19 protein-coding genes, 1 tRNA gene and 2 pseudogenes are annotated in these 25,266 nt (G+C 73.1%); 15 read left to right on the top strand and 7 right to left on the bottom strand.

Annotated elements, in window-relative coordinates; genetic code table 11:
* Positions 1–645: 645 nt before the first annotated feature.
* The 3 genes and pseudogenes from BM414_RS31115 to BM414_RS24635 form a co-directional block, all read right to left on the bottom strand.
* Positions 646–879, bottom strand: a pseudogene (locus BM414_RS31115) (IS481 family transposase); the annotation flags it as partial.
* Positions 880–1,294: 415 nt separating this feature from the next.
* Complete coding sequence (locus BM414_RS24650; protein ID WP_093583932.1) at positions 1,295–2,152, bottom strand: hypothetical protein; 858 nt, start codon at positions 2,150–2,152, stop codon at positions 1,295–1,297.
* 1,698 nt (positions 2,153–3,850) lie between these two features.
* A complete protein-coding gene (locus BM414_RS24635; protein ID WP_245784969.1) occupies positions 3,851–4,030 on the bottom strand; it encodes a hypothetical protein in 180 nt (59 codons plus the stop codon).
* A gap of 145 nt (positions 4,031–4,175) precedes the next feature.
* Here BM414_RS24635 and BM414_RS24630 point away from each other — a divergent pair, with 145 nt between their 5' ends.
* On the top strand, positions 4,176–4,391 hold the full coding sequence (locus tag BM414_RS24630; RefSeq protein ID WP_245784965.1) for a phage major capsid protein: 216 nt from the start codon (positions 4,176–4,178) through the stop codon (positions 4,389–4,391).
* Positions 4,392–4,621: 230 nt separating this feature from the next.
* Here the strand turns inward: BM414_RS24630 and BM414_RS24625 are convergent, their stop codons facing one another.
* A complete protein-coding gene (locus BM414_RS24625) occupies positions 4,622–5,233 on the bottom strand; it encodes a hypothetical protein (RefSeq protein WP_139246034.1) in 612 nt (203 codons plus the stop codon).
* A gap of 616 nt (positions 5,234–5,849) precedes the next feature.
* Here BM414_RS24625 and mobF point away from each other — a divergent pair.
* The 5 genes and pseudogenes from mobF to BM414_RS24600 form a co-directional block, all read left to right on the top strand.
* The gene (mobF, locus tag BM414_RS24620; protein WP_093583922.1) at positions 5,850–9,476 is read left to right on the top strand and encodes a MobF family relaxase; all 3,627 of its coding nucleotides are present in this window, start codon (positions 5,850–5,852) and stop codon (positions 9,474–9,476) included.
* A gap of 322 nt (positions 9,477–9,798) precedes the next feature.
* Positions 9,799–10,032, top strand: a complete 234-nt coding sequence (locus BM414_RS24615) for a helix-turn-helix transcriptional regulator (RefSeq protein WP_093583920.1) — start codon at positions 9,799–9,801, stop codon at positions 10,030–10,032.
* Between the two features lie 11 nt (positions 10,033–10,043).
* Positions 10,044–10,319, top strand: a complete 276-nt coding sequence (locus BM414_RS24610; RefSeq protein ID WP_093583918.1) for a hypothetical protein — start codon at positions 10,044–10,046, stop codon at positions 10,317–10,319.
* Positions 10,316–10,627: a hypothetical protein gene (locus tag BM414_RS24605; protein ID WP_093583917.1), complete on the top strand. Its 312-nt coding sequence runs from the start codon at positions 10,316–10,318 to the stop codon at positions 10,625–10,627. The genes BM414_RS24610 and BM414_RS24605 overlap by 4 nt, the downstream gene beginning before the upstream one ends.
* Positions 10,628–10,741: 114 nt before the next feature.
* Positions 10,742–11,746 (top strand): annotated as a pseudogene (locus tag BM414_RS24600) (tyrosine-type recombinase/integrase); the annotation flags it as partial.
* Between the two features lie 208 nt (positions 11,747–11,954).
* Here BM414_RS24600 and BM414_RS24595 read toward each other — a convergent pair.
* The 3 genes from BM414_RS24595 to BM414_RS24585 form a co-directional block, all read right to left on the bottom strand.
* Positions 11,955–12,026, bottom strand: a tRNA-Arg gene (locus tag BM414_RS24595).
* Positions 12,027–12,088: 62 nt separating this feature from the next.
* The gene (locus tag BM414_RS24590) at positions 12,089–12,787 is read right to left on the bottom strand and encodes a DUF305 domain-containing protein (RefSeq protein WP_093583915.1); all 699 of its coding nucleotides are present in this window, start codon (positions 12,785–12,787) and stop codon (positions 12,089–12,091) included.
* A 7-nt stretch (positions 12,788–12,794) separates the two neighbouring features.
* Positions 12,795–13,652 carry a thioredoxin-like domain-containing protein gene (locus BM414_RS24585; RefSeq protein ID WP_093583913.1) on the bottom strand — a complete coding sequence of 286 codons (858 nt, stop codon included), beginning with the start codon at positions 13,650–13,652 and terminating at the stop codon, positions 12,795–12,797.
* Between the two features lie 190 nt (positions 13,653–13,842).
* On the opposite strand from BM414_RS24585, the gene argS reads away from it, so the two are divergent.
* From argS to prmC, 9 genes are all read left to right on the top strand, one after another.
* A complete protein-coding gene (argS, locus tag BM414_RS24580; RefSeq protein WP_093583911.1) occupies positions 13,843–15,504 on the top strand; it encodes an arginine--tRNA ligase in 1,662 nt (553 codons plus the stop codon).
* A complete protein-coding gene (gene lysA / locus BM414_RS24575; RefSeq protein WP_093583909.1) occupies positions 15,501–16,991 on the top strand; it encodes a diaminopimelate decarboxylase in 1,491 nt (496 codons plus the stop codon). Before argS ends, lysA begins: the two co-directional genes overlap by 4 nt.
* Complete coding sequence (locus tag BM414_RS24570) at positions 16,988–18,280, top strand: homoserine dehydrogenase (RefSeq protein WP_093583907.1); 1,293 nt, start codon at positions 16,988–16,990, stop codon at positions 18,278–18,280. Before lysA ends, BM414_RS24570 begins: the two co-directional genes overlap by 4 nt.
* Positions 18,277–19,356 carry a threonine synthase gene (gene thrC, locus BM414_RS24565; protein WP_093583905.1) on the top strand — a complete coding sequence of 360 codons (1,080 nt, stop codon included), beginning with the start codon at positions 18,277–18,279 and terminating at the stop codon, positions 19,354–19,356. The genes BM414_RS24570 and thrC overlap by 4 nt, the downstream gene beginning before the upstream one ends.
* 15 nt (positions 19,357–19,371) lie before the next feature.
* On the top strand, positions 19,372–20,307 hold the full coding sequence (gene thrB / locus BM414_RS24560) for a homoserine kinase (protein ID WP_245784964.1): 936 nt from the start codon (positions 19,372–19,374) through the stop codon (positions 20,305–20,307).
* A gap of 243 nt (positions 20,308–20,550) precedes the next feature.
* Complete coding sequence (rho, locus tag BM414_RS24555) at positions 20,551–22,845, top strand: transcription termination factor Rho (RefSeq protein ID WP_093583901.1); 2,295 nt, start codon at positions 20,551–20,553, stop codon at positions 22,843–22,845.
* 140 nt (positions 22,846–22,985) lie between these two features.
* Positions 22,986–23,210 (top strand): 50S ribosomal protein L31, encoded by a 225-nt coding sequence (gene rpmE / locus BM414_RS24550; protein WP_093583899.1) that lies wholly within the window; start codon positions 22,986–22,988, stop codon positions 23,208–23,210.
* A 112-nt stretch (positions 23,211–23,322) separates the two neighbouring features.
* On the top strand, positions 23,323–24,402 hold the full coding sequence (gene prfA, locus BM414_RS24545; RefSeq protein WP_093583897.1) for a peptide chain release factor 1: 1,080 nt from the start codon (positions 23,323–23,325) through the stop codon (positions 24,400–24,402).
* Complete coding sequence (prmC, locus tag BM414_RS24540; RefSeq protein ID WP_093583974.1) at positions 24,399–25,262, top strand: peptide chain release factor N(5)-glutamine methyltransferase; 864 nt, start codon at positions 24,399–24,401, stop codon at positions 25,260–25,262. The genes prfA and prmC overlap by 4 nt, the downstream gene beginning before the upstream one ends.
* Positions 25,263–25,266: the final 4 nt, after the last annotated feature.

Genomic DNA, 25,266 nt, shown 5'->3' with positions numbered 1-25,266 from the left:
CGACTCCGGGTCGCCCACGGCAGTGCAGCCACCCGCGGCGTCCTCGGCGGACCCACTGCCGGCCGGTAGCTCATCGGCCGGTGCGCCGGTGTCCGAGTCATCCCCCGCCAGCGTGCAAGGTCCTGCACTCGCCACTCCAACATCGAGCCCGGTGCCAACAACCGTGCCGGCGCCCGACCCGGAGCAGCCTGCGCCGAACCCGGCTCCGTCGGCGACGGCAGCCGAACTGGAGCCGTCCGATCAGGCTGGCGCCGACTACCCAACCGCCGAAGGCGACCATCCCGCGATGCCCGACCCGAGACCGGAGCCGACCAGCACGCTCCCGGTCACCGAGCCGGCTGAGATCCCTGAGCCGACCGCCCACAACCGCGGTGGAGACACCGACCAAGACGGGGGCGATGACCAGGACAGGGGCGATGACCAGGACGGGGGCCAGAGCCCCGGTAACCACCACAGCGGCAACCGGCCCAGCGGCGACTAAGAAGCCCTCGTCAGGCTACCTGTCACCACAAACTGCCGGTCCACCTGAGCCGTGAGGGACCGCCAGGGTTCGCCTGACTCCTTGGCCCCTCGTCGCATGCTCGGAAAGAGTGCACGGCCGGTATGTATCGAGTCGTAGTGCGTCAGCTCCCACGACTCACTACGCGCGTTGTCGGTCAGCCTCCGGCGGGCGGTGATGCCGTGGTCGGCGAACCAGGCTGCCGCGCGTCGCAGGGAGCCGGCGCAGGCGGCCACCCGCTCGTCGGGAAGGACCTCGACGTAGGCCAGCCGGGTGTGGTCATCGACGGTGACGTGCACGCAGTCGAAGCCGAGAGGCACCGGCTTGTGCCGGTGGTCGGCAGTAGCCGCCCGGCCGTGCACCCGCCACCCGCCGCCGTCCCGATGTGCACCCGCCGGAACACGAACGGGCCACGGTGCCAGCGATCGAGGGTCAGGAGCGCGGCTCCCACCGGCTCCTCCTCGGTACCCACCGCGGCGAAGCAGTGAGGGACGGTCGTTCTCCAGTGCTCCAGCTAGGTCCGTGTCCACTCCCAGCTCGCGAAGACACCCGGATCGGCGCCGTCTAACTCCAGCCGCTTCCACATGGAGCCAGCGACGTCACGCCCACTGGCCGGCAACACCTCCACTCAAGCACCGCCGAGGTCACCGCCTGATGATGTAGCTCGCCGCCGCCAGCTTCTCCGACTCATCCCTTCATCTCAAGGCCGAGGATCAGCGGACACAAGACCTAACAAAGCAGATCTCTGGAGTGACACGCTCAGGCGAACACCACTCGTCCCGGGCCTGGCGCCGATCAGCGCGCCAACGGCACCAGGACCGGGATGACGGCCTCCCGGAAGGTTGGCGTCACCTGACCGTCCTGGCGGACGAGGTCCAACAGTGCGGCGACCTCATTGCCCTGCGGCCACACCGGCAGCTCCGCGATAGCGCGCAGGGACGTCAGCACCTCCTCGGAGGCCGGGCCGATGGCGCCCGGGTCTTGCTCGGCGTCGGCGAGGAGGTCCTGCAGGGCGCGGTGAGGCCCCGGGTCGGCCAGCTCCTGCAACGTGGGGAGGGCAGCGTCAGCAAAGGCCTTGCTCAACTCGCCTTGCTCCGCAGCGTTCCGCACGTCCTCCAGCAGTGCGGCGGCACGGTCGGCGGTCTGGTCGGCGGGGACCTGATGGTCGAGGGCGATGAGGGGGTCATGCAGGCCCGGGCCGGCCGGGCCGATAGCGGGCGGGTCCGCACCGACCGTCTGTACAAGGTCGATCAGCCGCTCGGGCCGGGCCACACCGGCCAGCACCTCCTGCACCTGCTGCCCGACGGCGGCGGCGAGCCCTCCATCAGCGACCGCCGCGCCGACGGCGTCGTGCGCCACGACCGCGGCCGAGCGCTGTTCTCCCCCGCCGAGCACCTCGACCTGCCGGAGGTTGTCGAGCACCTCGTCCGTCTCAGGTCCCGCGGCGTCGGGGTCGCCCTGCACCAGGTCCCCGAGGTCGACAATCGTTGCGCGGAGTTGCTCGTCCGGCATCCGAGCGGTGGCGGGCAGTGAGGGCAGGCTGGCCGCCTCCGTCGACTGCGCTGAGCGGGCCGATGGGCTGCTCCTAGACGATTCCCCGACGACAGTGGGGACCAGCCACAGCGCCAGGCCGAGGGCCGCGGCGGCCAGCACGCCAGCCCACACCAGTCGCCTCTTGCGGCGTCGAGCGACCGGAACGGGTCGCCGGTGGGCGTGTCCACCCGCGGGCCGGCCAGGGCTACCCGCACGGTCATCGAGGAAAGGCACGCATTCCTCCTGTGCTCGAACGCGGGTTCCGCCGCAGAGCAGACAGGAAGCTGATGTGCCCCGAGGTAGGGCACCTGACACACCGCGCGGGGCTCGCCTCCGACCCCAGGTCGGAGTGTCGCTGGCTGACGCCGCCCCAGCCGAGCACAAGTCATCCACCAGGAGTCGCCTCGGGCCTCGACCGACGACCGCGACCGGGCGCTGGCCGCCGACATCGACGATGCCGTGCCGATCGTCACCAAGCCGGAGCGGCCCGCCGGATAGTGCAACAGGTGATCGACGCCGGTCTACCGGCGGGCGGGCTGACCGCCGATGAAGTCCATGGGCAGGATAAGCGGCTGCGGGTGTGGTGTGCGCAGCACGGCCTGCCTACGTGCTGGCCGCCCCGCTCCAACGACACCGTGGCCACCGCGGATTGGAGCCAGCGCGGGGTCCGCGCGCTGATCGGCCGAACGGATTACCGGTCAGCGCTTACGACCTCGTGCACGGTAAGCGGGACGGCTTGCTCGTGACCGACGGTGCAGGGTCATAATGTGTTCAGGCCGCTGGCCCGAGCCGCCGCTGTCGCCGATCGCCATGTGACGGGGCTGTCCCGAGAAGTGCTGGCGGAGCTGGTCGCCGAGCTGGGGTCGCGCTGGCAGGCGCGCCAGGACGCACGGTTGGCCGATCGGCCGCGTCAACGAGCGATCGGGGCCGGTGCCCAGCATCGGCTGGTGTTCATCGACCGGTTGCTGGCCACGCTGCCGGAACCTTTCGGGATGCTTGCTCCGTCGGCCCTTCCGGGCCCTCCCTGCTTGACTCCTGCAAGGCGGTGTTTAGCCGACGGGTCACTTCAAAGCCGCGTGCGACAGATGAGGGGTTCCCTCGAGAGGATAATCTGGCAACGACGATACCAAATCGACTCTCCAGCGCTCGTGGATTGTGAGAACCCTGATTACTTTCGTAGCCACTGGTCACGCTCTGCATAACCGAAGCGACGAGCGTCCACTGGGGGTATCTCCGAAGTATCCCTACTGGGCTCGCGCAAGATAAGCGCGATTCTGGGGTCTCGTGCGCGTGGGGCTTGATCTTGATGCGCAACTACGATTAAGCGACTGACCAGCTGCAGACCTGCAGTTGTCCACTGAGCGTCAGCCCCGCTTAACCTGATAGAAGTCGGGCTGCCCCATACATCACGGATAGCATGCACCCGGACCGCACCGCTCCAATTTTCCCCTTCGTGCGTCGCCGGCGCACGTGATCGTCCAAGCTGCCTGAGCGCTACAAGACGAGCAAAGCGTTCAGTCGAAAGGAAGGGTCCTCATCTGGGTCGCTCATGCTGCTTGCCGGTCCTGGCCTTGGAGCCGGCACACGTCGGCGCGGACGTCGGCTGGCGGTCCTGGGCGGTGAGGTAGCCGCACACGGGACAGTAGAAGCCGATCAGCTCGCCGCCGGCCGATTGGCGGGAGGGGTCCCGGGCGTCGTGCCGGTCCACCGCCACCAGCATCCGCTCTTCTGCGCGATGAGGTGGGTCGGTACCTGGCAGGCGTCGCCGTCCCCGGGCGCTGCGCAACGTCAGTGTCCCTCGGGCGGCCGGTCTCCGGGTCAGGACGGCGAATGGGTCAGCGTGAGGCAGATCCAGCACAGCGGCCAGTCCTCATCGCCGTCATTGGGCCAGCGCCAGTCGCGCGGGTCCAGCAGGGTCACCGGGGCCAGGCACAGCGCCCGGCCGAGGATCAAGCCGGCGCCGTTGACCGCGTGCAGCCGACCGGCTGGCATCTCCACGACCTCACCGGACCAGCGCCGCGGGGCCATCTGCTCGGCGCCGACGGTCCATGCATCCCCGCGCCGAAGGCGACGGCGAACGCGCCGACGGTGACCGCTGCTTCAGCCAGACCCGACCCTGCCGACCCGGCGGATGATCTTCGGTGTGCCGCTGTTGACCTCCCCGGAGGCCCCGGTCGGCACTATCTGGGGGCTGCCTGCCGAGCGGGTGGTCACCGCCGTCCGGCGCGACGCCGAGGTCAAGGCCGACCGGTCGGTGTTCTTCACCAGCGACCGGGTCGCCGTGCGGGCCACATGTCGCGTGGGCTTCGGATTCCCGCACGCCGCCGCGTTGGTCCGGATCCGGCTCACCGCGAGCTGACCGACCACCTGGCCCGGCGTCAACGCCACCGGGACCTGTCGACACGACGGCAGGCCGCACGCCGGAGCGATGGGAGCCCATGCGCCCCAGTCCCTGGGGCGGCTCGCCAGCGCCGGACGTCAGCACATGATGGAGCCCGCCGGAGAATCGTCGCCTCCGCCGGGCTCCGTCATCTACCCCCGTGGGCGTCTACCTCAGTGGGCGCGGTACCGGCGACGTAGGTGTGGCACTCAGCTCGCCTTCGCGAGGCTGAACTGCGCCACCACCTCCTTGTCGACATGGCGTGCGATGCCCTCGACCAGCGTGACGGACTCCTCCGCCAACGCCCGCTTGATGTACGGAGTACCACCACGGTGGACGATGTCATGCCGGTCGGTCGTGATTCGGTCCAGCTCCTTTGCCGTGTCGAGTCCGGTCACCGTGTCGAAGTCTCGCCAGGGGACCGGACAGGCGAGAAACCCGAGGGCGCTGGCGACGCCAGTCGGCCCGTGCCACGACTTCGTATCCAGCCACTCAGTCAACGCCACCCGGAATTCGTCCTGACTGGCCTCCGGACTCCCCGCGAGCGACACACGCAGTGCGAGTCCGGGGTCTGACTTCGCGATGGCCTTCAGCGCCTCACGAAACGGCTGCGAGGCGAGCGAACGTCCAGGCACAACCTCGATGATCAGGTCACTCAGGTAGGCGTCGAGAGCGCCAACCGCGAACACAAGAGCGCCGCGCAGCAGCTCCTTCTCGTCGGCGGACGGTCTGCCAGGACCACCCCGGTGACTGTCGAAGATGCGCAGGAAAGCACGGGAGCGGTTGACGGTCTTCGTGAAGATCGTCAACGAGTGGGTCACTGACATAGCTGTAGCTCATCACGCCATGTCACAGCCCGGCGGGTAGCCCCTGACACATGTGCATCCGACTTGCCTTCGGCAGCTCGAAGACCTCCTCGCAAGTGATCACCCGCTCCCCTCGCCGGGATCGCCGCGCACAGGAAGTTGAGCAACCTCAACCGGGAACATCGCCGGACAGAGCACGTGCCCCTCGACCGCCGTCCCGTAAGACCCGCCCGGTGACCCGTCCCGTACGCCGGGGGGCAACCGGGACCCCCTCATGGGCGGCAGAGCTGTGTCATCGACCGGCCGCCCTACACCCAAGCCACCGTCTCATAGAAGGCCGCTGCGTGACCGCGAACCTACTGCCACCGCGCAGCCCGCCGCCACCACCATGAGAAGCTAAGCAGTCATCCTGTATGCGCCCAACAATCGCCATACGCGGCCAACGAGCTGACACACGCGACGACTTAATGCCCATAACATCCAACTCTCACCGCTCACATTTGAGTCTTTACTCAAGAACGGCACGCATGCTACCAATAGTGGTAGTCCGGGCCCCGCTTCGCGGGGCCACTGCCGTTTCTGGGGGTGACGTGTTGGTCGTTGTTGGCAGGTATTGAAAATGCACGGCGGAATGAAGATCTACGCTGGCGCCCCTGCCGCGGCCCGCCACTACGTAGAGGCCGACCGGGGCCGGGCCGATGACTACTACCTGACCGAGGGCACCGGGCTCGCCCGCCGCTACACCGCCACAGACGGCAGGGTGGCTGAGCTCGCGCCGCTCGCCGGGGACGGCTACCAGGCGTGGGTCGCCGGCACCGACCCCGATACCGGTGAGCTACGCGGTCGGCTCCGCACCGACGACCGGGCGGTGCGGTTCGTCGAGGTGATCGTCAACGGGCCGAAGTCCTGGTCGCTGGCCGCCGCCTTGCACCCCGACACCGCCGCCGCCTACGACGCCGCCCAGGACCGCGCCGCGGTCCAGATCATCGGCTGGCTCGCGCAGCACGCCACCACCCGGGTCGGCCCGCGCGGCGGGCAGGTGCAGGTGCCGGTCGAGCGCCTGGAGGCGGTGACGGTGCGGCACCACACCTCCCGGGCGGGGGATCCGCACCGGCACCTGCACCTGCAGATCAACGCCCGGGTGTTCGCCGCCGGGCGGTGGCGGGGGCTGCACACCGTCGGGGTGCGTGACTTCCTCTCAGCGGTCAACGGGATTGGGCACGCCGCGGTGGCGTGCGACCCGCAGTTCCGGGCCGCGCTGGCCGCGCACGGCTACACGATGGATGTAACCGGAGACGTACCGGAGCTGGCCGCCTACGCTGCCGCGTTCAGCGCCCGCGCGGCGCAGATCGGCCGCAACATCGACTGTTACGAGCGGGAATGGATGGCTGCGCACCCCGGTGAGGTCCCGGGGCCGGGGCTGCGGCGGACCTGGGACGCGCGGGCGTGGGCCGAGGGCCGCCCGGACAAGGTCACCCCACGACCGGGCACCGACCTCACCGCCCAGTGGATTGGCGAGTTGGCCACCCTGGGCTACCGCGACCCCGAGCGACCCGTCGCTATGGCCCCCACGCCGATCGGCGGGATGGACCGTGACGGGGCGGTCGAGCGGGTGCTGACTCGGTTAGCGGCCGCCCGTTCGGCGTGGAACCCCGCCGACATCCGCGGGGAGGTCGAGCAGCTGCTCGCCGCCGCCGGCGTCGTCGTCGATGCCGGCGTGCGAATCGAGCTGGCTGAGGACCTCAGCGCCCGCGCCATGGGCCGGTGTGTGCCGCTGCTGGACCGGGACCGGGCCGGCGTCCCGGAGCACATCCGGGCCTGGACCTCCCAGCCGGTGCTCGACGTCGAGGCGGACCTGAGCGACCGGCTGGCCGCTCGAAGCAGCACCAGCACCGGTGCCGGCGTCGACGGGCCGGCGCTGCCGGATGCCGTGCGCGGGCGTTTGGATGCCGGGCAGGCGGCGGCGGTCACCGCACTGGCCGGGAACCGGCTCCTGATGGTCGTCGAGGGCGCGGCAGGTGCGGGTAAGACCACCGCCCTGGCCGCCACCCGGCAGCTGCTCGAGGCGCGGGGGCGCCGGCTGGTGGTGGTCACCCCGACGCTGAAGGCGGCCAAGGTCGCCGCCGCCGAGGTCGGCGCTCACACCGGCTCAGCTGCCGGCCTGGCCTATCAGCACGGCTGGCGCTGGACCGACGACAGTGCCTGGACCCGGCTGACCCCCGGCCAGGCCGACCCGGTCACCGGAGCACCCCACGTCGGCCCACGGGGAACGGCGCGGCTGGCCGCGGGGGATCTCCTCGTCGTCGACGAGGCCGGGATGCTCGACCAGGACACCGCCCGGGCGCTGCTGACCGTCGCTGACGAGGCCGGAGCCCGGCTGGCGCTGCTGGGTGACCGCCATCAGCTGGCTGCGGTCGGACGCGGCGGCGTGCTGGACCTGGCCGCTTCCCAGGTTGATCCGGAAGCGCATCTAACCCTGGATGCGGTGCACCGCTTTATCCGCACCGACGACGCCGGCCAGACGAACTCGGATGCGGAGTACGCCGAGCTGACCCTGACCATGCGCACCGGGGACGACCCGGGCAACGTCTTCGACGCACTGGCCGCCCGCGGCCGGATCCGCCTGCACCCCGACCCGGCAGCGCTGCAGGAGGCGCTGGCCATGCTTGTAATCGCACACCACTGTGACGGCGAGCCGGTGGCCGTGGTGGTCGACACTCGCGAGCAGGCCGCCGAGTTGGGTACCGCGATCCGGGAGCGGCTGGTTGCCGACGGCCGCGTCGACGACCGCGCCGTGACCACCACGCGCACCGGCCAGCGGATCGGGGTCGGGGACCGGATCGCCACCCGCCGCAACGACCGCGACCTCGGCGTGGCCAACCGCGACACCTGGACCGTCGTCGCGGTCGGGCACGACGGGGGGCTGGCCGTCGTGCCGGCCGAGGTCACCCCGACCGACGCCGTCCCGTCGGGTGTCACCCCGGCGGGGGTGGCGGAACGGGTGCTGCCGCCCGGCTATGTCACCTCGCACGTCGAGTGGGCCTACGCCAGCACCGCGCATGGCGCGCAGGGCGACACGGTTACCGCCGCGCACCTGGTGGTCGGTGAGCACACCGGTGCGGCGTCGGCCTACGTCGGGATGACCCGCGGGCGTACCGCCAACACCGCCCACCTGATCGCCACCGACCTGGCCGCAGCGCGGGAGCAGTGGATCGCGGTGTTCGCCCGGGACCGGGCCGACCTCGGCCCCGGCCACGCCGCCGCGCAGGCTGCCGCCGAGGCGGCCAGCTACGCCACCCCTCGCCCGCTCGGACAGGTGCTGGCCGAGCTGCAGCTGGCGTGGACGGTCGAGCAGCGCTGCCTCGAGCAGCTGGCCGTCCTGGAGCCCTGGTGTGACGTGCTGCGCCAGGCCGTGGCGCTGGAGAGCCTCTACGCCGGCGAGTTGGCCCGGCTGGAGGACCGGTCTCAGCACGCAGCTCACGCCGCTCAGCGAGCCACGCAGCGGGTGCAGGCCGCCGACGCTGCCCTCGCCGAGGACGCCGACCGGATCCGGGAGGGCCTGCTCACCGACTGGGACGCCGAGCGCGACGCCGCCCGCGCCGCGGCGAGGGTGGTGCTCGACGGGCCCGGCTGGTGGGGGCTCAAGCGCGCACCCGTCATCCGCGCCGGTGAGCAGCTGGCCGGCTGGGCCGACCGGTGGCGCCCGCACCTGCCCGGACTGCCCACCGACGCAGAGCAGCTCGCCCGGGTGGCCGACCGGTCCGACGACCGGCCCGCGCTGTGGCGGGCGTTCGACGCCATCGCCCGCCGGGCTGCCGCACAGCAGCATCCCGAGCGCGCCGGGCTGCACGCCGCCACTGAAGCCGCCCGGCGCGCCGGCGAGCAGGCCCAGGCCGCACTGGCCGAGGCGCAGCGCCGGCGCGCCGAACGGCTCGACCCGCTCGGGCCGATCGCCTGGGCACCCGACCCGGCAGCGCGGCTGACCGCCCTCGAGCGATCCGTCGCCACCACCCGGCACGAACTGGCCGCCGCCCGGGCCCGCATCGCCGACCTGCAGGCCGACCCGGCCCTGCTGGGCCAGCCGCCCGACCGGCTCACCGCAGCCCGCGACGCCTGGCGCGCGCACTACGACGCCGACCGCCAGCAGCGCCGAGCCATCGCCCCGGAGCCGGCCGCCCCGGCGGGTGTCCCGCGGCCCGAGTCCGAGCGCCATGGGCCACGGGCCACGCGGGGTGTCACCCCGAGCCTCGGGTGGTGAGCGGGGCCGCTTGCCGGCCTGCTGCCGGGCCGGGGCGGGCGGGCACTGCAGGAGAACTGAAGGACTACTGAAGGATTCGTCGACCTCCGGCGGTCCTGCCGGAGGTGGTCTCCTGCCGGAGGCCACCTCCCGGCGCCGGCCTCGACCGCGGGCCGTCACATCGGCGGCTCGCACCTGCCGAGCCAGCAGCGACAGCACACGCACCGGAGGAGAACAGGAGGTCGACCGGAGAAGTTGGATGTGGGCTGTCACCAACGGCCGGAAAACGGTGCCTTCTCCAGGTGGACAGCCGTCCGGACCCGTCCAGCCCTCGGAGACAGCCATGACCGACCACCCTCTGGGTCGCGAACCCAGCGCCGAGCCACCTGCCGAGCTGCTCACCATCGCCGAAGCAGCCTTGCTGCTGCGTTCCCCCGTCGCCACCCTCCGGTACTGGCGCCACCTGGGCACCGGCCCGGACAGCTTCCGGCTCGGCCGCCGAGTGGTCTACCGCCGCGACGACCTGGACACCTGGATCGACGCCCAGCGCCAGCAGGGCACCTCCGGTTGCCCTTGACCGAGTCTTTTATGTCAGACAATACTAGCGCCTGGGAGATCCGGTTCACCCAGGCGGCGCGCAAGCACCGCATCGGCCGGGCATCCGCACGGCACGTCATGGCCAGCACCGCGCCGACGCCGGTCACCACCAACCGTGACACGGACGCCTGGCTCTATGTCGGACCCGACGAGCGGGGGCGACAGCTGGAGGTCATCGCCGTCGAGGTCGGACCGACAGAGGGCGCCTCGCCCTACCTGCTGGTTATCCACGTCATGCCGACCCAGCCCCGAGGACGACACCCATGACCGAGCGCACCCCGCCACCCGTCACCACCGCCTCGCCGATCGGGCCCGACGTCGACCTCGACGTCGAGGACATCCGGCTCGCGGACGGGACCCGGCTGACCGAGCAGGGCGCCAGCGAGATCGTCGAGGAGGTGCGCCGCCACGGCGGCCGACCCTCCTTGACCGGCGAGGCGGCCGCCTCCCCGCGCATCGTCTTCCGCGTCACCCCCAGCGTTCGCGACCGCGCCGCCGAGATCGCTGCCCAGGAGGGCAAGACCATCTCCCAACTCGCTCGTGAGGCCCTCGAAGCCCGCGTCGCAGCGTCATAACCAGAGACGTCGACGGCTCCGGGAGGACCGGAGGAATGCAGGACGTCTGTGGATGACGAGATGTCTGTGGATGACCAGCACCGACGTGACACAGGCTCCTGCTAGGAGGTCGGCATGGCGAGCATCGAGAAGCGTCAGCGCTCCGGACAGAACCGGTGGTATGCCCGCTATCGCGACCCCACCGGGCGTCAGCGGGTCAAGGTCTTCGACCGACGGATCGACGCCGAGCGTTACCTGACGACCGTCGAGTCGGCGAAGCTCGGCGGGTCCTATGTCGATCCCGCCCTCGCCCGGCTGACCATGGGGGAGTGGACCGACCGGTGGCTCGCCGGGCAGGTGCACCTGAAGCCCTCGACCCTGGAGCGCTACGCCGGGATCGTGCGCCGTCACATCTCGCCGACCTGGGGCACGGTCAGGTTGGCCGACGTCTCCCATGCCGAGGTGCAGCGGTGGGTGACACGGCTGGCGGCTCAAGGGGAGCCGGCCACGGTGCGCAAGGTCCACCGCGTGCTCTCGCTGATCCTAGACCTGGCCGTACGCGACGGCCGGCTCGCGAGGAACCCCGCCGCCGGCATCAAGCTGCCCCGGGCTGTCGGCCGGGAACGGCGCTACCTGACCCACCGGCAGGTCGACCAGCTCGCGACGGCGTGCGCCCGGCCGCCGGTGGTCAGCAAGCACCGGCGGCTCAGCGAGCGCGAGAACGACACCTACCGACTGGTGGTCCTCTTCCTCGCCTACACCGGCGTCCGGTTCGGCGAGCTGGCGGCGCTGAAGGTGGGACGGCTGGACCTCGCCCGCCGTCGCGCGGTCATCGCGGAGTCCGTCACCACCGTCCACCGCGCCGGCCAGGTGTGGGGCTCCCCGAAGGGCCACACCCGGCGGGAGGTGCCCGTTCCGGGCTTCCTCGTCGAGCAGCTGAGCACGCTCGTCGAGGGCAGGAGCGACGACGAGCTGGTCTTCAGCGGCGTGCGCGGCGGCGGAGCGCTCCGGGCGACGGTGTTCCGGCGGGCCGCCTTCGACGAGGCCGCGGCGTCCATTGGGCTGGAGGGGCTGCACCCGCACGAGCTGCGGCACACGGCGGCGTCGCTGGCGATCGCGGCGGGTGCGGACGTGAAGGTCGTCCAGCAGATGCTCGGCCACGCGTCGGCCGCGATGACGCTCGACCAGTACGGGCACCTTTTCGGCGACCGTCTCGACCAGGTGGCGGAGGCGATGGAGGCCGCACGAGCAGCTGCCGTGTACCGGATGTGTACCCCCGCGGACCCGACCGACGAAGCTCGGGTCCCGGAGAGACGAAAAGCCCTGGTTGACCAGGTCTTTCACGAAGTGCCCCCGGCAGGATTCGAACCTGCGCACCCGCCTCCGGAGGGCGGTGCTCTATCCCCTGAGCTACGGGGGCTCGGGGCAGGAGAGAAGTTACCAGTCCTCCCCGGGAGCTCCGGCGGGCGGGTCGGCCCCGGATCAGGGGGCCGGCAGCGGCGTCCCGCCCCGCGCGGTGAGCATGCCGACCATCGTCGTCACCTCGGCGGTCTGCGTCTCGGCGATCGAGGTGGCCAGCGTCCGCACCGCCGACTGGGTGCCGTTGGCCGCCTGGTACTGCGCCATCTCCAGGCCGCCCTGGTGGTGGCGGATCATCAGCCGCAGGAACTCGACGTCGAACCCGGTCCCCGTCAGGGACCGCAGGTTCGCCAGTTCGGTCTCGGTGGCCATGCCCGGCATCAGCGCGCCGTCGGTGTCGCCCGGCATGGCCGACACGTCGTGCCCGGAGTGCCCGCCGCCCATCCACGCCATGTGGTCACCGCCGGAGCGGGACAGGCCCCACATCGCCAGCCAGCCCTCCATCTGCCCGGCCTGGTTGGTCTGGGTGCTGGAGATGTCGAAGGCCAGCTGCCGGATCTCCGGGTCGGTGCTCCGCTCGAGCGCCAGGTTCGCCATCTCCACGCCCTGCCGGTGGTGCAGCGCCATGTCACGGGAGAAGCCGGCGTCGACCGACTCGGCCGTCGGCGTCTCCTCCCGCCCGATGCCCAGCCCCACCGCCAGCGCGCCGCCGAGCACCACGAGCGCGACGGCGATGACGGCGAGCAGCGCGGCGCGCAGGCCGCGCCCGCGGTGGACCGGCGCCGGTGCCTCCTGCTCCGGGCGGACGACGGTGGCGGTCATCGCGGGCTCACTCCGTGGGGGTCTCGGTGGAACCGTCGGCGCCCATGGTCGGCGTGGTGGGGGCGTCGGTGGTGGTGGCGTCGGCACCGCGGCTGCTGTCACCGACGACGAGCGGGTCGGCCACGAAGGTCGGGTTCTCGCAGCTGGCCCCGATCTCGGGGTAGTGGCCCTCGACCTCGCCGTTGAAGGTGAGGAAGTCGGCGAACTGCTCGATCCGCGGGTCGTCGACCGAGTCGACCTCCAGCTGGTGGTTCCAGGACTGCAGGCTGACGGCGGAGTCCAGGCCGGCATAGGGGGACAGCAGCCGACCGGAGACGCCGTCGACCAGCTCGGCGAGCTTCGCGACGTCGTCGCCCGAGACCTCGTCGGGGTCGTAGGCGATCCACACGGCGCCGTGCTCCATCGAGTGGACGGCGTTCTCGTGCCGGATGTCGGCGTCGTAGACGGTGCCGGTGCAGTCGGCCCACTCGCCGTCGTGCGGCCCGCCGACCGGCGGCGTCTGGTCGTACTCGACCGGGGTGCTCACGTGCTCCTGGCCGGCGGCGTAGTCGAAGCTCTGGATCCCCGAGATCTCGTCGAGCGCGTCGACCTTCGCGGCGTCGGACGCCCGCACCTGCACGACGGCGTAGGTGATGGCCGCGGCGGCGAACACCACGACGGCGACGGCGGCGGCGATCAGCCCCCACGGCCGCGACTGGGTGACCACCTGCGTCGGCGGGCGGGTGCGGCCGCGGCCGCCGTTGCGCGGAGCCGGGCCCCGGCTCGCCGACGAACCCTTCGTCGTCGACACCGGACGTGCGCCGGAACCGGACCGGCTCGACCCGCCCCCGGCGCGGCCGGCATCGGGCTTGCGGTCCTTGGCCACGTGCTCTCCTCGGTGCTCGTCGAGTGGTGCGTCCGCCGGTCGTGGCGCAGCATGGGTGCGCGCCGGCGCGGCGGGCCTCGCGCCCGCCACCGCGGGGCAGCGCCTGCGAGTCTAGGTCGCCTCCCTGTGCGCACCCCGGCAAGTGGGGACGGCGGGGAACCGGGTCGCGCCCGCTGCGTACGATCACGCGGTGACACCCGAGCAGTTGCGCGACCTCGTCCGGACCGCGGTCGCGGCGGTCGTCGAGCGCGGCACGCTCGCCGTCGCCGTACCCGACGACGTCCTCGTCGAGCGTCCGAAGAACCCCGAGCACGGCGACTACGCCACCAACGTCGCGCTGCGCCTGGCCAAGCCGGCCGGCATGCCACCGCGCGCCGTCGCCGACCTGCTGGCCGAGGAGCTGCGCGCGCAGCCGGGGGTCGCGCGGGTCGACGTCGCCGGTCCCGGCTTCCTCAACGTGACCCTCGCCCAGGGCGCGCTCGGGCAGATCGCCGTCCGGGCGGTCACCGCCGGCGAGGGCTACGGCCGCACGGACACCCTCGCCGGGCAGCGGCTCAACCTGGAGTTCGTCTCGGCCAACCCGACCGGCCCGGTCACCCTCGGCTCCACCCGGTGGGCCGCGGTCGGCGACGCGCTGGCCCGGCTGCTGGAGTCCAGCGGCGCCGAGGTCAGCCGCGAGTACTACGTCAACGACGCCGGCGCGCAGATCGAGCGGTTCGCCCTCAGCCTGCAGGCCGTGGCGCTGGGCCGGCCGGTGCCCGGGGACGGCTACCAGGGCGACTACGTCGGCGAGGTGGCCGCCCGCGTCGTCGCCGACGAGCCCGGGCTGCTCGAGCGGCCCGAGGACGAGCAGGTGGCGCGGTTCGCCGAGCGCGGCGTGGCCGCGATGGTGGCCGACATCCGGTCCACCCTCGAGGACTTCGGCGTCCGCTACGACACCTTCTTCTCCGAGCGGACGCTGCACGAGTCCGGCGCGCTGGAGAAGGCGGTGGCCACGCTGCGCGAGCAGGGGCACGTCTTCGAGGCCGACGGCGCGGTCTGGCTGCGGACGACGGTCTTCGGCGACGACAAGGACCGCGTGCTGGTCAAGGCCGACGGCGAGCCGACCTACTTCGCCGCCGACTGCGCCTACTACCTCGACAAGCGGACCCGCGGCTTCGACCGGGTCGTGATCATGCTCGGTGCCGACCACTCCGGCTACGTCGGTCGGTACAAGGCGCTGGTGGCCGCGGCGGGCGACGACCCCGGCACCCACCTCGAGATCCTCATCGGCCAGCTGGTCAACCTGGTGCGCGACGGCGAGCCGGTCCGGATGAGCAAGCGCAGGGGGGACTTCGTGCTGCTCACCGACCTCGTCGACGCCGTCGGCACCGACGCCGCCCGCTACGCGCTGGCCCGCGCCTCGGTCGACCAGACGATCGACATCGACGCCGACCTGTGGAGCCGGCGCACCAACGACAACCCGGTCTTCTACGTCCATTACGCGCACGCCCGGATCTCCTCGGTGCTGCGCAACGCCGCCGACCTCGGGCTGGCGCTCGGCGACCCCGGCGACGTCGACGCGGGCCTGCTCACCCACGAGCGGGAGAACGACCTGCTGCGGGCGATCGGCGAGTTCCCGCGGGTGGTCACCTCGGCCGCCGAGCTGCGCGCGCCGCACCGGGTGGCTCGCTACCTCGAGGAGCTGGCCGGCACCTACCACCGCTTCTACGACGCCTGCCGGGTGCTGCCCCGCGGCGACGAGGAGGCGACCCCGCTCACCACCGCGCGGCTCTGGCTGTGCGCGGCCACCGCGGTGGTGCTGCGCAACGGCCTGGGCGTGCTCGGCGTCTCCGCCCCGGAGCGGATGTGAGGGCGCACCCCGCGGGGCCGCTGCACGGCGCGTTCGCCCCGCCGCCGTCGGCCGGGATGCCCCCGGCCGACCTGGGAGCCCTCGACGAGCAGGTCTGGCCGCGCTCGGCCCGCCGGGTCGACGGCGAGCTGCACCTGGGCGGCAAGCCGGTCACCGAGCTGGCCCGCACGCACGGCACCCCGCTGTTCGTCCTCGACGAGGGCGACTTCCGCGGCCGCGCGGCCGACTTCGCCACCGCCTTCGACGGCGCCGACGTCCACTACGCCTCCAAGGCCTTCCTCTGCGGCCAGGTGGCCCGCTGGATCGCCGACGACGGACTGCACCTGGACGCCTGCAGCGGCAACGAGCTCGCCGTCGCGCTGGCCGCCGGCTTCCCGGCCGAGCGGATCGCGCTGCACGGCAACAACAAGTCGCTGGTCGAGCTGCAGCTGGCCGTCGACGCCGGCATCGGCCACGTCGTCGTGGACTCCTTCGACGAGATCGACCGGCTGGTGCCGATGGCCCTGGCACGGATGGAGGCCGGGGGCAGCCCGGTGTCGGTGCTGATCCGCACCACGGTCGGCATCGAGGCGCACACCCACGAGTTCATCGCCACCGCGCACGAGGACCAGAAGTTCGGCTTCTCGCTGGCCACCGGCGACGCGCTGACCGCCGCCGTCCGGGTCATCCGCGAGCCCGCGCTGCACCTGGCCGGGCTGCACAGCCACATCGGCTCGCAGATCTTCGACACCGCCGGGTTCGAGGCCGCCGCGCACCGGGTGGTCGGCCTGCTCGGCCAGGTGCACCAGGCCACCGGCGAGGTGCTCGAGGAGCTCAACCTCGGCGGCGGCTTCGGCATCGCCTACCTGCCCGACGACGACCCGGTCACCCCGCACGACGTCGCCGAGCGGCTGCGCACCGTCGTCGCCGCCGAGTGCGCCGCGCTGGACCTGCCGGTGCCGCGGCTGGCCGTCGAGCCCGGCCGAGCGATCGCCGGTCCCGGCACCGTGACGCTCTACGAGATCGGCACCATCAAGCCGGTCCGGCTGGGCAGCGGCGGGCAGGGCGCGCCGCAGGTGCGCAACTACGTCTCCGTCGACGGCGGGATGAGCGACAACATCCGCACCGCCCTCTACGACGCGAGCTACACCTGCGTGCTGGCCAACCGCACCTCCGACGCCCCGCCGGCGCTGTGCCGCGTCGTCGGCAAGCACTGCGAGAGCGGAGACGTGCTGGTCCGCGACCTGTGGCTGCCCTCGGACGTGCAGCCCGGCGACCTGCTCGCCGTCGCCGCCACCGGCGCCTACTGCTGGTCGATGGCCAGCAACTACAACTACCTGCTCAAGCCGCCGGTGGTGGCCGTGCGGGACGGCGCCGCCACCGAGATCGTGCGGCGTCAGACACTGTTGGACGTGTTCGCCCTCGACGCGGTCCTCGCCGGCCGCCCGGCGCCGTCCCCGGCGATCGACCAGCCCGCACCCGAGCACCCGGTCGGGGCGCGGTCGTGACCGCCCCGCTGCGCGTCGCGCTGCTCGGCTGCGGCACCGTCGGCGGCGCCGTGCTCCGGCTGCTCGACGAGCAGGCCGGCGACCTCACGGCCCGCATCGGCCGCCCGGTGCAGGTCGCCGGGGTCGCCGTCCGCCGGCCCGACCGGCACCCGGAGGTCCCCGCGGACCTGCTGACCACCGACGCGCTCGGCCTGGTCGCCCGCGACGACGTCGACCTGGTCGTCGAGGTGATCGGCGGGATCGAGCCGGCCCGCTCGCTGATCCTGGCCGCCGTCGAGGCGGGGAAGTCCGTGGTCAGCGCCAACAAGGCGCTGCTGGCCGAGGACGGCGTCGCGCTGCACGCCGCGGCCGCGAAGGCCGGCGTCGACCTGTACTACGAGGCGTCGGTGGCCGGGGCGATCCCGCTGCTGCGCCCGCTGCGGGAGTCGCTGGCCGGCGACCAGATCCGCCGCGTCGTCGGCATCGTCAACGGCACCACCAACTACATCCTGTCCCGCATGGCCGAGACCGGCGCCGGGTTCAGCGAGGCGCTGGCCGAGGCCACCGAGCTCGGTTACGCCGAGGCCGACCCGACCGCCGACGTCGACGGGTTCGACGCCGCCGCCAAGGCCGCGATCCTCGCGTCGCTGTCCTTCCACACCGCGGTCACCGCCGCCGACGTGCACCGCGAGGGGATCTCCGCGGTCAGCGCCACCGACGTCGCCCGCGCCGCAGAGATCGGCTGCACGGTCAAGCTGCTGGCCATCTGCGAGCGGGTGGCGGGGGAGGACGGCGACACCGTCGCCGTCCGCGTGCACCCGGCGATGATCCCGACGTCGCACCCGCTGGCGGCCGTCGGCGGGGCGTTCAACGCCGTCTTCGTCGAGGCCGAGGCCGCCGGGCAGCTGATGTTCTACGGCCAGGGGGCCGGCGGGGAGCCCACCGCCAGCGCCGTCCTCGGCGACCTCGTCGCCGTCGCGCGCAACCGGGTGGCCGGCGCCGCCGGCGCGGGGCCCACCGCCTACGCCGACCTGCCGGCCCGGCCCATCGCCGAGACGCCGACGCGGTACCACGTCAGCCTCGACGTGGCCGACGTCCCGGGCGTCCTGGCGACGGTGGCCACCGCCTTCGCCGAGCACGGGGTGAGCATCGCCACCGTCCGCCAGGACGGGCACGGCGACGCCGCCACCCTGGTCATCGTCACGCACAGCGCCCCGGACGCCGCGCTGTCGTCGACGATCGCCGCGCTGCGGGAGCTCCCCGCCGTCCGCGGGGTCACGAGCGTGCTGAGGGTGGAGGGTCTGTCATGACCGGAACGCTGCGCGGTGCCGTCTCGCCGTTCTGGCCGGGGCTGATCGAGGCCTACCGGTCCCGCCTGCCGGTGACCGCGTCGACGCCGGTGGTCACCCTCCACGAGGGCGCCACGCCGCTGGTGCCCGCCGTCGAGCTGTCGAGGCGGACCGGCTGTGAGGTGTTCCTCAAGGTCGAGGGCGCCAACCCGACCGGGTCGTTCAAGGACCGCGGCATGACGATGGCCATCACCAAGGCCGTCGAGGAGGGCGCACAGGCGGTCATCTGCGCCTCCACCGGCAACACCAGCGCCAGCGCCGCCGCCTACGCCGCGCGTGCCGGGATCGTCTGCGCCGTCCTCGTGCCCACGGGCAAGATCGCGCTCGGCAAGCTGGCGCAGGCGCTGGTGCACGGCGCCAAGCTGCTGCAGGTCGAGGGCAACTTCGACGACTGCCTCGCGCTGGCCAGCAAGCTGTCCATCGACTACCCGGTCAGCCTGGTCAACAGCGTCAACCAGTACCGCATCGAGGGGCAGAAGACCGCCTCGTTCGAGATCGTCGACGTCCTCGGCGACGCCCCCGACGTGCACTGCCTGCCGGTCGGCAACGCCGGCAACATCACCGCCTACTGGCAGGGCTACCGCGAGTACTCCGACGACGGCCCGGCCACGAGGCGGCCGCGCATGTGGGGCTTCCAGGCCGCTGGTGCCGCGCCGATCGTCACCGGCAAGGTGGTCGAGCAGCCGAGCACCATCGCCACGGCCATCCGCATCGGCAACCCCGCGTCGTGGACCAAGGCGCTGGCCGCCCGCGACGAGTCCGGCGGCCGCATCGACGCCGTCACCGACCGGGAGATCCTGTCGGCCTACCGGCTGCTGGCCCGCAGCGAGGCCGTCTTCGTCGAGCCGGCCTCGGCCGCCTCGGTCGCCGGGCTGCTCAAGGTCGCCGCCGCCGGCGAGCTCGAGCCGGGCCAGCGCGTGGTGTGCACCGTGACCGGCAACGGGCTCAAGGACCCGGACTGGGCCATCTCCGGTGCGCCCGCGCCGGTCACGATCCCGGTCGACGCCGCGGCGGCCGCCGCGCAGCTGGGTCTCTGAGTGGGGGAGCCCGCCGTGCGGGTTCGCGTGCCCGCGACCAGCGCCAACCTCGGTCCCGCCTTCGACTGCGCCGGCCTCGCGCTGACGCTGCACGACGTCGTGGAGTTCGCCGTTCGCGACAGCGGGCTCAGCGTCGAGGTGTCCGGCGTCGGGGCCGGAGAGCTGCCCGCCGACGAGTCGCACCTGGTCGTGCGGGCCTTCCGCGCCGCGTGCGAGCAGCTGGGCTGGACCCCGCCCGGCCTGTGCGTGCGTGCCGTGAACGCCATCCCGCAGGGGCGGGGGATGGGCTCGTCGGCGGCCGCCGTCGTCGCCGGGGTCGTGGGTGCCTGGGTGCTGTGCCCCGAGGTCGAGGCCATCGACGGCGACGCGGTCCTGCGCCTGGTCAGCCAGATCGAGGGCCACCCCGACAACGTGGCCGCCTGCCTCCTGGGCGGCGCGACACTGTCGTGGACGACGCCCGAGGGTGCCCGGGCCGACCGGCTGCCGGTCAGCGACGAGGTGCTGCCGGTGGTGCTCGTCCCGGAGGCCACGCTGTCGACCCACGTGGCGCGCACGCTGCTGCCCGCCGCTGTGCCGCACGCCGACGCCGCCTTCAACGCCGCCCGCGCGGCGCTGCTGGTGCACGCCCTCGTCGCCGAGCCGTCGCAACTGCTCGAGGCCACCGAGGACCGGCTGCACCAGCGGCAGCGCGCGGCCGCCATGCCGGGGACGATCGCGCTGGTCGACCGGCTGCGCGCCGCGGGCCACGCGGCCGTGGTGTCCGGCGCCGGGCCGAGCGTCCTGGTGCTCACCCGGCGGCATCCCGACGACGTCCCCGGTGACCCGGCCGCGGCCGTGCGCGTGCGCGAGGTGACCTGCACCACCCCGGAGGGGTGGCGCGTGTACCCCCTGGAGGTGGACCTGAGCGGCGCCCGGGTGACCCGTGTGGCACCTGGGGTATCGTCTTCGTAACGAGGAACACTCCGCTGTACAGCGGTGTTGTCCCGTCCGTGGCGCGAGTCTAGTCTTCGGACACAGCCGCTCTCTCGGGCGAGCCTCGCGCGGGGCGTTGCAGACGTTCTCTCCGTCGGCGCTGATCCGTCTCGCACCCACTCGATCCGCCGCGTCCTCCCGTCCCGCTCCGGCCGGACGGTCCAGATGCCGGGTCACCTCCTGCGCTGGTAGGCGCAGGCCACCGCAGGGAAGGACCTGTACGTGAGCGAAACCACCGACCTCGCCACCGGCGGCGCCCCCGAGGGCGCTGCGGGCGAGGCACCTGCCGCCTCCGGCGCCGCGGGCCGGTCCCGCCGCCGCGGCAGCGGGCTGGCCGGCATGCTGCTCCCCGAGCTGCAGCGGCTGGCGGCCGAGCTGGGCATCCCCGGCACCGGCCGCATGCGCAAGGGCGACCTCGTCGCCGCCATCTCCGCCCGTCAGGTCGGCAGCGGCGCCCCCGGCAACGGTGTCCCGGCGCCCAGCACCCCGGCCGACGCGGCTCCTGCCGCTCCCGAGGCGCCCGCTGCCACGGAGGCGCCCGCTGCAGCCGAGGCGCCCGCTGCCACCGGGGCGTCCGCTCCTCCCGAGGCACGCGGCGTCGCCGCGACGGCCGCGCCGCTCGAGGCCCCCGTCAGCGGCGGCGCCAACGGCGGTCCGCTGACCGCCACCCCTGACGCCGCCACCGAGGTCAAGGCGCCGGCCGAGGGCGCCCCGCGCCGTCGCCGTGCGGCCAGCCGTCCCGCCGGTGCCCCGTCCGACGCGGGTGCCGCCGAGGCACCCGCCGCCCAGGCCCCGGCCGCCGCCGAGGCACCCACCCCCGAGGCCCCCGCCGACGCTGCCCCCGCACAGTCCGCCCCGCCCGCGGAGCGGACCGAGGGCGACCGCACCGACGGCGACCGCACCGACGGCGACCGTGCCGAGGGCGAGCGTCCGGCCCGCAACCGGGACCGCAACCGCAGCCGGGACGGCCGCGACAACGGCCGCGAGGGCAACCGGGACGCCGCCGAGCGCGCCCCCCGCGACGGCGAGCGTGCCGAGCGCGCCCCCCGCGACGGCGAGCGCACCCAGCGCGACGGCCAGCGCGACGGCAACCGCGCCCCCGAGCGCGGGGACCGCAGCGAGCGCACCGGCCGCCCGGACCGGAACGACCGGCCGGAGCGCACCGACCGGCCGGAGCGCAACGACCGCCCGGACCGCAACGACCGGCCCGACACGCGCCCCGACACCCGCACCGACACACGGAACGACGCCCGCAACGACGAGGACGACGACGACTTCGAGGGCGGCCGCGGCCGCCGCGGGCGCCGCTACCGCGACCGCAACCGCCGCAACGGGCGCGAGCGCTTCGACCAGCCCAGCGAGCCGACGGTCAGCGAGGACGACGTCCTGCTGCCGGTCGCCGGCATCCTCGACGTCCTGGACAACTACGCGTTCGTCCGGACCTCGGGCTACCTGACCGGTCCCAACGACGTCTACGTCTCGCTGTCGCAGGTGCGCCGGCACGGCCTGCGCCGCGGTGACGCGATCACCGGCGCGGTCCGCCAGCCGCGCGAGGGCGAGCGCAAGGACAAGTACAACGCGCTGGTCCGGCTCGACTCGGTCAACGGCCTGGACCCCGAGCAGGCGCGCAACCGGCCCGAGTTCACCAAGCTGACGCCGCTCTACCCGCAGGAGCGCCTGCGGCTGGAGACCGACCCGCAGCAGTTGACGACGCGGGTCATCGACCTGGTCATGCCGATCGGCAAGGGGCAGCGCGCCCTCATCGTCTCGCCGCCCAAGGCCGGCAAGACGATGGTGCTGCAGGCGATCGCCAACGCGATCACCACCAACAACCCCGAGTGCCACCTCATGGTCGTCCTCGTCGACGAGCGGCCCGAGGAGGTCACCGACATGCAGCGCTCGGTGAAGGGCGAGGTCATCGCCTCGACCTTCGACCGGCCGCCGTCGGACCACACCACGGTCGCGGAGCTGTCGATCGAGCGCGCCAAGCGCCTGGTCGAGATGGGCCACGACGTCGTCGTCCTGCTGGACTCGATCACCCGCCTGGGCCGCGCCTACAACCTGGCCGCCCCGGCCAGCGGGCGCATCCTCTCCGGTGGTGTCGACTCCACGGCGCTCTACCCGCCCAAGCGCTTCCTCGGCGCCGCCCGCAACATCGAGAACGGCGGCTCGCTGACCATCCTCGCCTCGGCGCTGGTCGAGACCGGCTCGACGATGGACACGGTCATCTTCGAGGAGTTCAAGGGCACGGGTAACGCGGAGATCAAGCTCGACCGCCGGCTGGCGGACAAGCGGGTCTTCCCGGCCGTCGACGTCAACGCGTCGGGCACCCGCAAGGAGGAGATCCTCCTCGCACCCGACGAGCTGGCCATCGTCATCAAGCTGCGCCGGGTGCTCTCCGCACTCGAGCCGCAGCAGGCGCTGGAGCTGCTGCTCGACAAGCTGCGCAAGACGCGCAACAACATCGAGTTCCTCATGCAGATCCAGAAGACGACGCTCGGTCCCGAGCGGGACTGAGCAAGGACCCCCACCGGCGGTGGGGCCCGGCGACCGGGGATACTGGTCGGCCGAGCCCCGCGCTGGCGGCCGGAATGACCGGCTGGCCGCCGGCGTTCAGCCAGACAGCACCGAGACGTCCCCGGAAGAGGCCCCGCATCATGAAGCCCGGTATCCACCCCGAGTACCACACCACCACGGTCACCTGTGGCTGTGGCAACACCTTCACCACCCGCAGCACCTCGCCCAGCGGCACGCTCACCGTCGAGACCTGCTCGGCCTGCCACCCCTTCTACACCGGCAAGCAGCGCATCCTCGACACCGGTGGCCGCGTGGCCCGCTTTGAGAAGCGGTTCGGCAAGCGCGGCGCCAACGCCGGCAAGTAGCACCCCCGACGGCGCCCGTCCCACCTCGCGTGGGACGGGCGCCGTCGTCGTGTCCGCCCCCGTCCCCCGGCAGAGATGGCCATTTCTGCCGCTCCTGCCGAGAGGTCCTGCGATGAGCAGCCCCACCGACGCCGCACCCGACCGGCTGCACGGGCTGCTCGAGGAGCACGCCGCCCTCGAGACGGAGCTGGCCGACCCCGCGGTGCACACCGACACCGCCCGCGCCCGCCGGCTGGGCCGCCGCTACGCGCAGCTCGCGCCGGTGGTGGAGACGGCACGTGCCCTCGACGCCGCCCGGGACGACCTGGCGGCCGCGCAGGAGCTCGCCGCGGAGGACGCGTCCTTCGCGGAGGAGGCCCGCGGGCTCGAGACGCAGATCGACGAGCTCACCGACCGGCTGCGCGAGCAGCTGCTGCCGAAGGACCCCGACGACGACAAGGACGTCATCCTCGAGATCAAGGCGGGGGAGGGCGGTGCGGAGTCGGCGCTGTTCGCCGGCGACCTGCTGCGCATGTACCTGCGCTACGCCGAGCGCCGCGGCTGGGCCACCGAGGTGCTCGACGCCGTCCCCGCGGAGCTCGGCGGCTACAAGGACGTCGCGATCGCGGTGAAGTCGCGCACCGACGAGGGCATCTGGTCGCGGCTGAAGTTCGAGGGCGGCGTCCACCGCGTGCAGCGCGTGCCGGTGACGGAGTCCCAGGGCCGCATCCACACCTCCGCCGTCGGGGTCCTGGTGCTGCCCGAGGCCGAGGACGTCGACGTCACCGTGGACCCGAACGACCTGCGCATCGACGTCTTCCGCTCCAGCGGCCCCGGCGGGCAGAGCGTGAACACCACCGACTCCGCCGTCCGGATCACCCACCTGCCCAGCGGCATCGTGGTGAGCTCGCAGAACGAGAAGAGCCAGTTGCAGAACCGGGAGTCGGCGCTGCGCGTGCTGCGCTCGCGGCTGCTGGCCGCCGCCCGCGAGGAGGCCGCGGCCACCGCCAGCGACCAGCGGCGCAGCCAGGTCCGCACCGTCGACCGCAGCGAGCGGGTGCGCACCTACAACTTCCCGGAGAGCCGCATCTCCGACCACCGGGTCGGCTTCAAGGCGCACAACCTCGACCAGGTCCTCGACGGCGAGCTCGACCCGGTCATCGACGCCCTCACCCGCGCGCACACCACCGAGCTGCTGGCGGCCGGCTCCTGAACACCCGCACGCTGCTCGCCGACGCGGCCCGGCGGCTGGCCGGAGCCGGCATCGAGTCACCCCGCGTGGACGCCGAGCTGCTGCTCGCCCACGCCCTCGGCGTCCCCCGCGTGGCCCTGCTCACCCGCGACGACGTCGACGGCGCGGCCGCCGCCCGCTTCGCCGCGCTGCTCGACCAGCGCGCCGGGCGCGTGCCGCTGCAGCACCTCACCGGCCGGGCGCCGTTCCGTCACCTCGAGCTCGCCGTCGGGCCGGGCGTGTTCGTGCCCCGGCCGGAGACCGAACAGCTCGTCGAGTGGGCGCTGGCACAGCTGGCCGGCGTCGACGAGCCGGTCGTCGTCGACCTGGGCGCCGGGTCGGGGGCGATCGCACTGTCCCTGGCGCACGAACACCGCGGCGCGCGGGTCACCGCCGTCGAGCGCGATCCGCAGGCGATCGAGTGGACGCGGCACAACGCCGCCCTGCGCGCGGCCGCCCGCGACCGCCCGGTGACGGTGCTGGCCGGCGACATGACCGACCCCGCGCTGCTGCGCGACCTCGACGGCACGGTCGACCTCGTCGTCTCCAACCCGCCCTACGTCCCCGACGGCGCCCGGGTGCCGCGCGAGGTCGCCGACCACGACCCGCCGCTCGCGCTCTGGGGCGGCCCCGACGGTCTCGACGTCGTCCGTGGCCTGCTGGTCACGGCGGCGCGGTTGCTGCGCCCCGGCGGCGCTCTCGGCATCGAGCACGCCGACCAGCAGGGGAGCGCGGTGCCCGCGCTGGTGCGCGCCACCGGGGAGTTCACCGACGTCGCCGACCACCCGGACCTCGCCGGCCGCCCCCGCTTCACGACCGCCCGCCGGACCACGCGAGACTGACCGG

The sequence above is a fragment of the Geodermatophilus amargosae genome, from assembly GCF_900116515.1.
Classification (GTDB): Bacteria; Actinomycetota; Actinomycetes; order Mycobacteriales; family Geodermatophilaceae; genus Geodermatophilus; species Geodermatophilus amargosae.
Note: the sequence above shows the minus strand (reverse complement) of the source record. Positions and strands in the feature narration are given on the sequence as shown.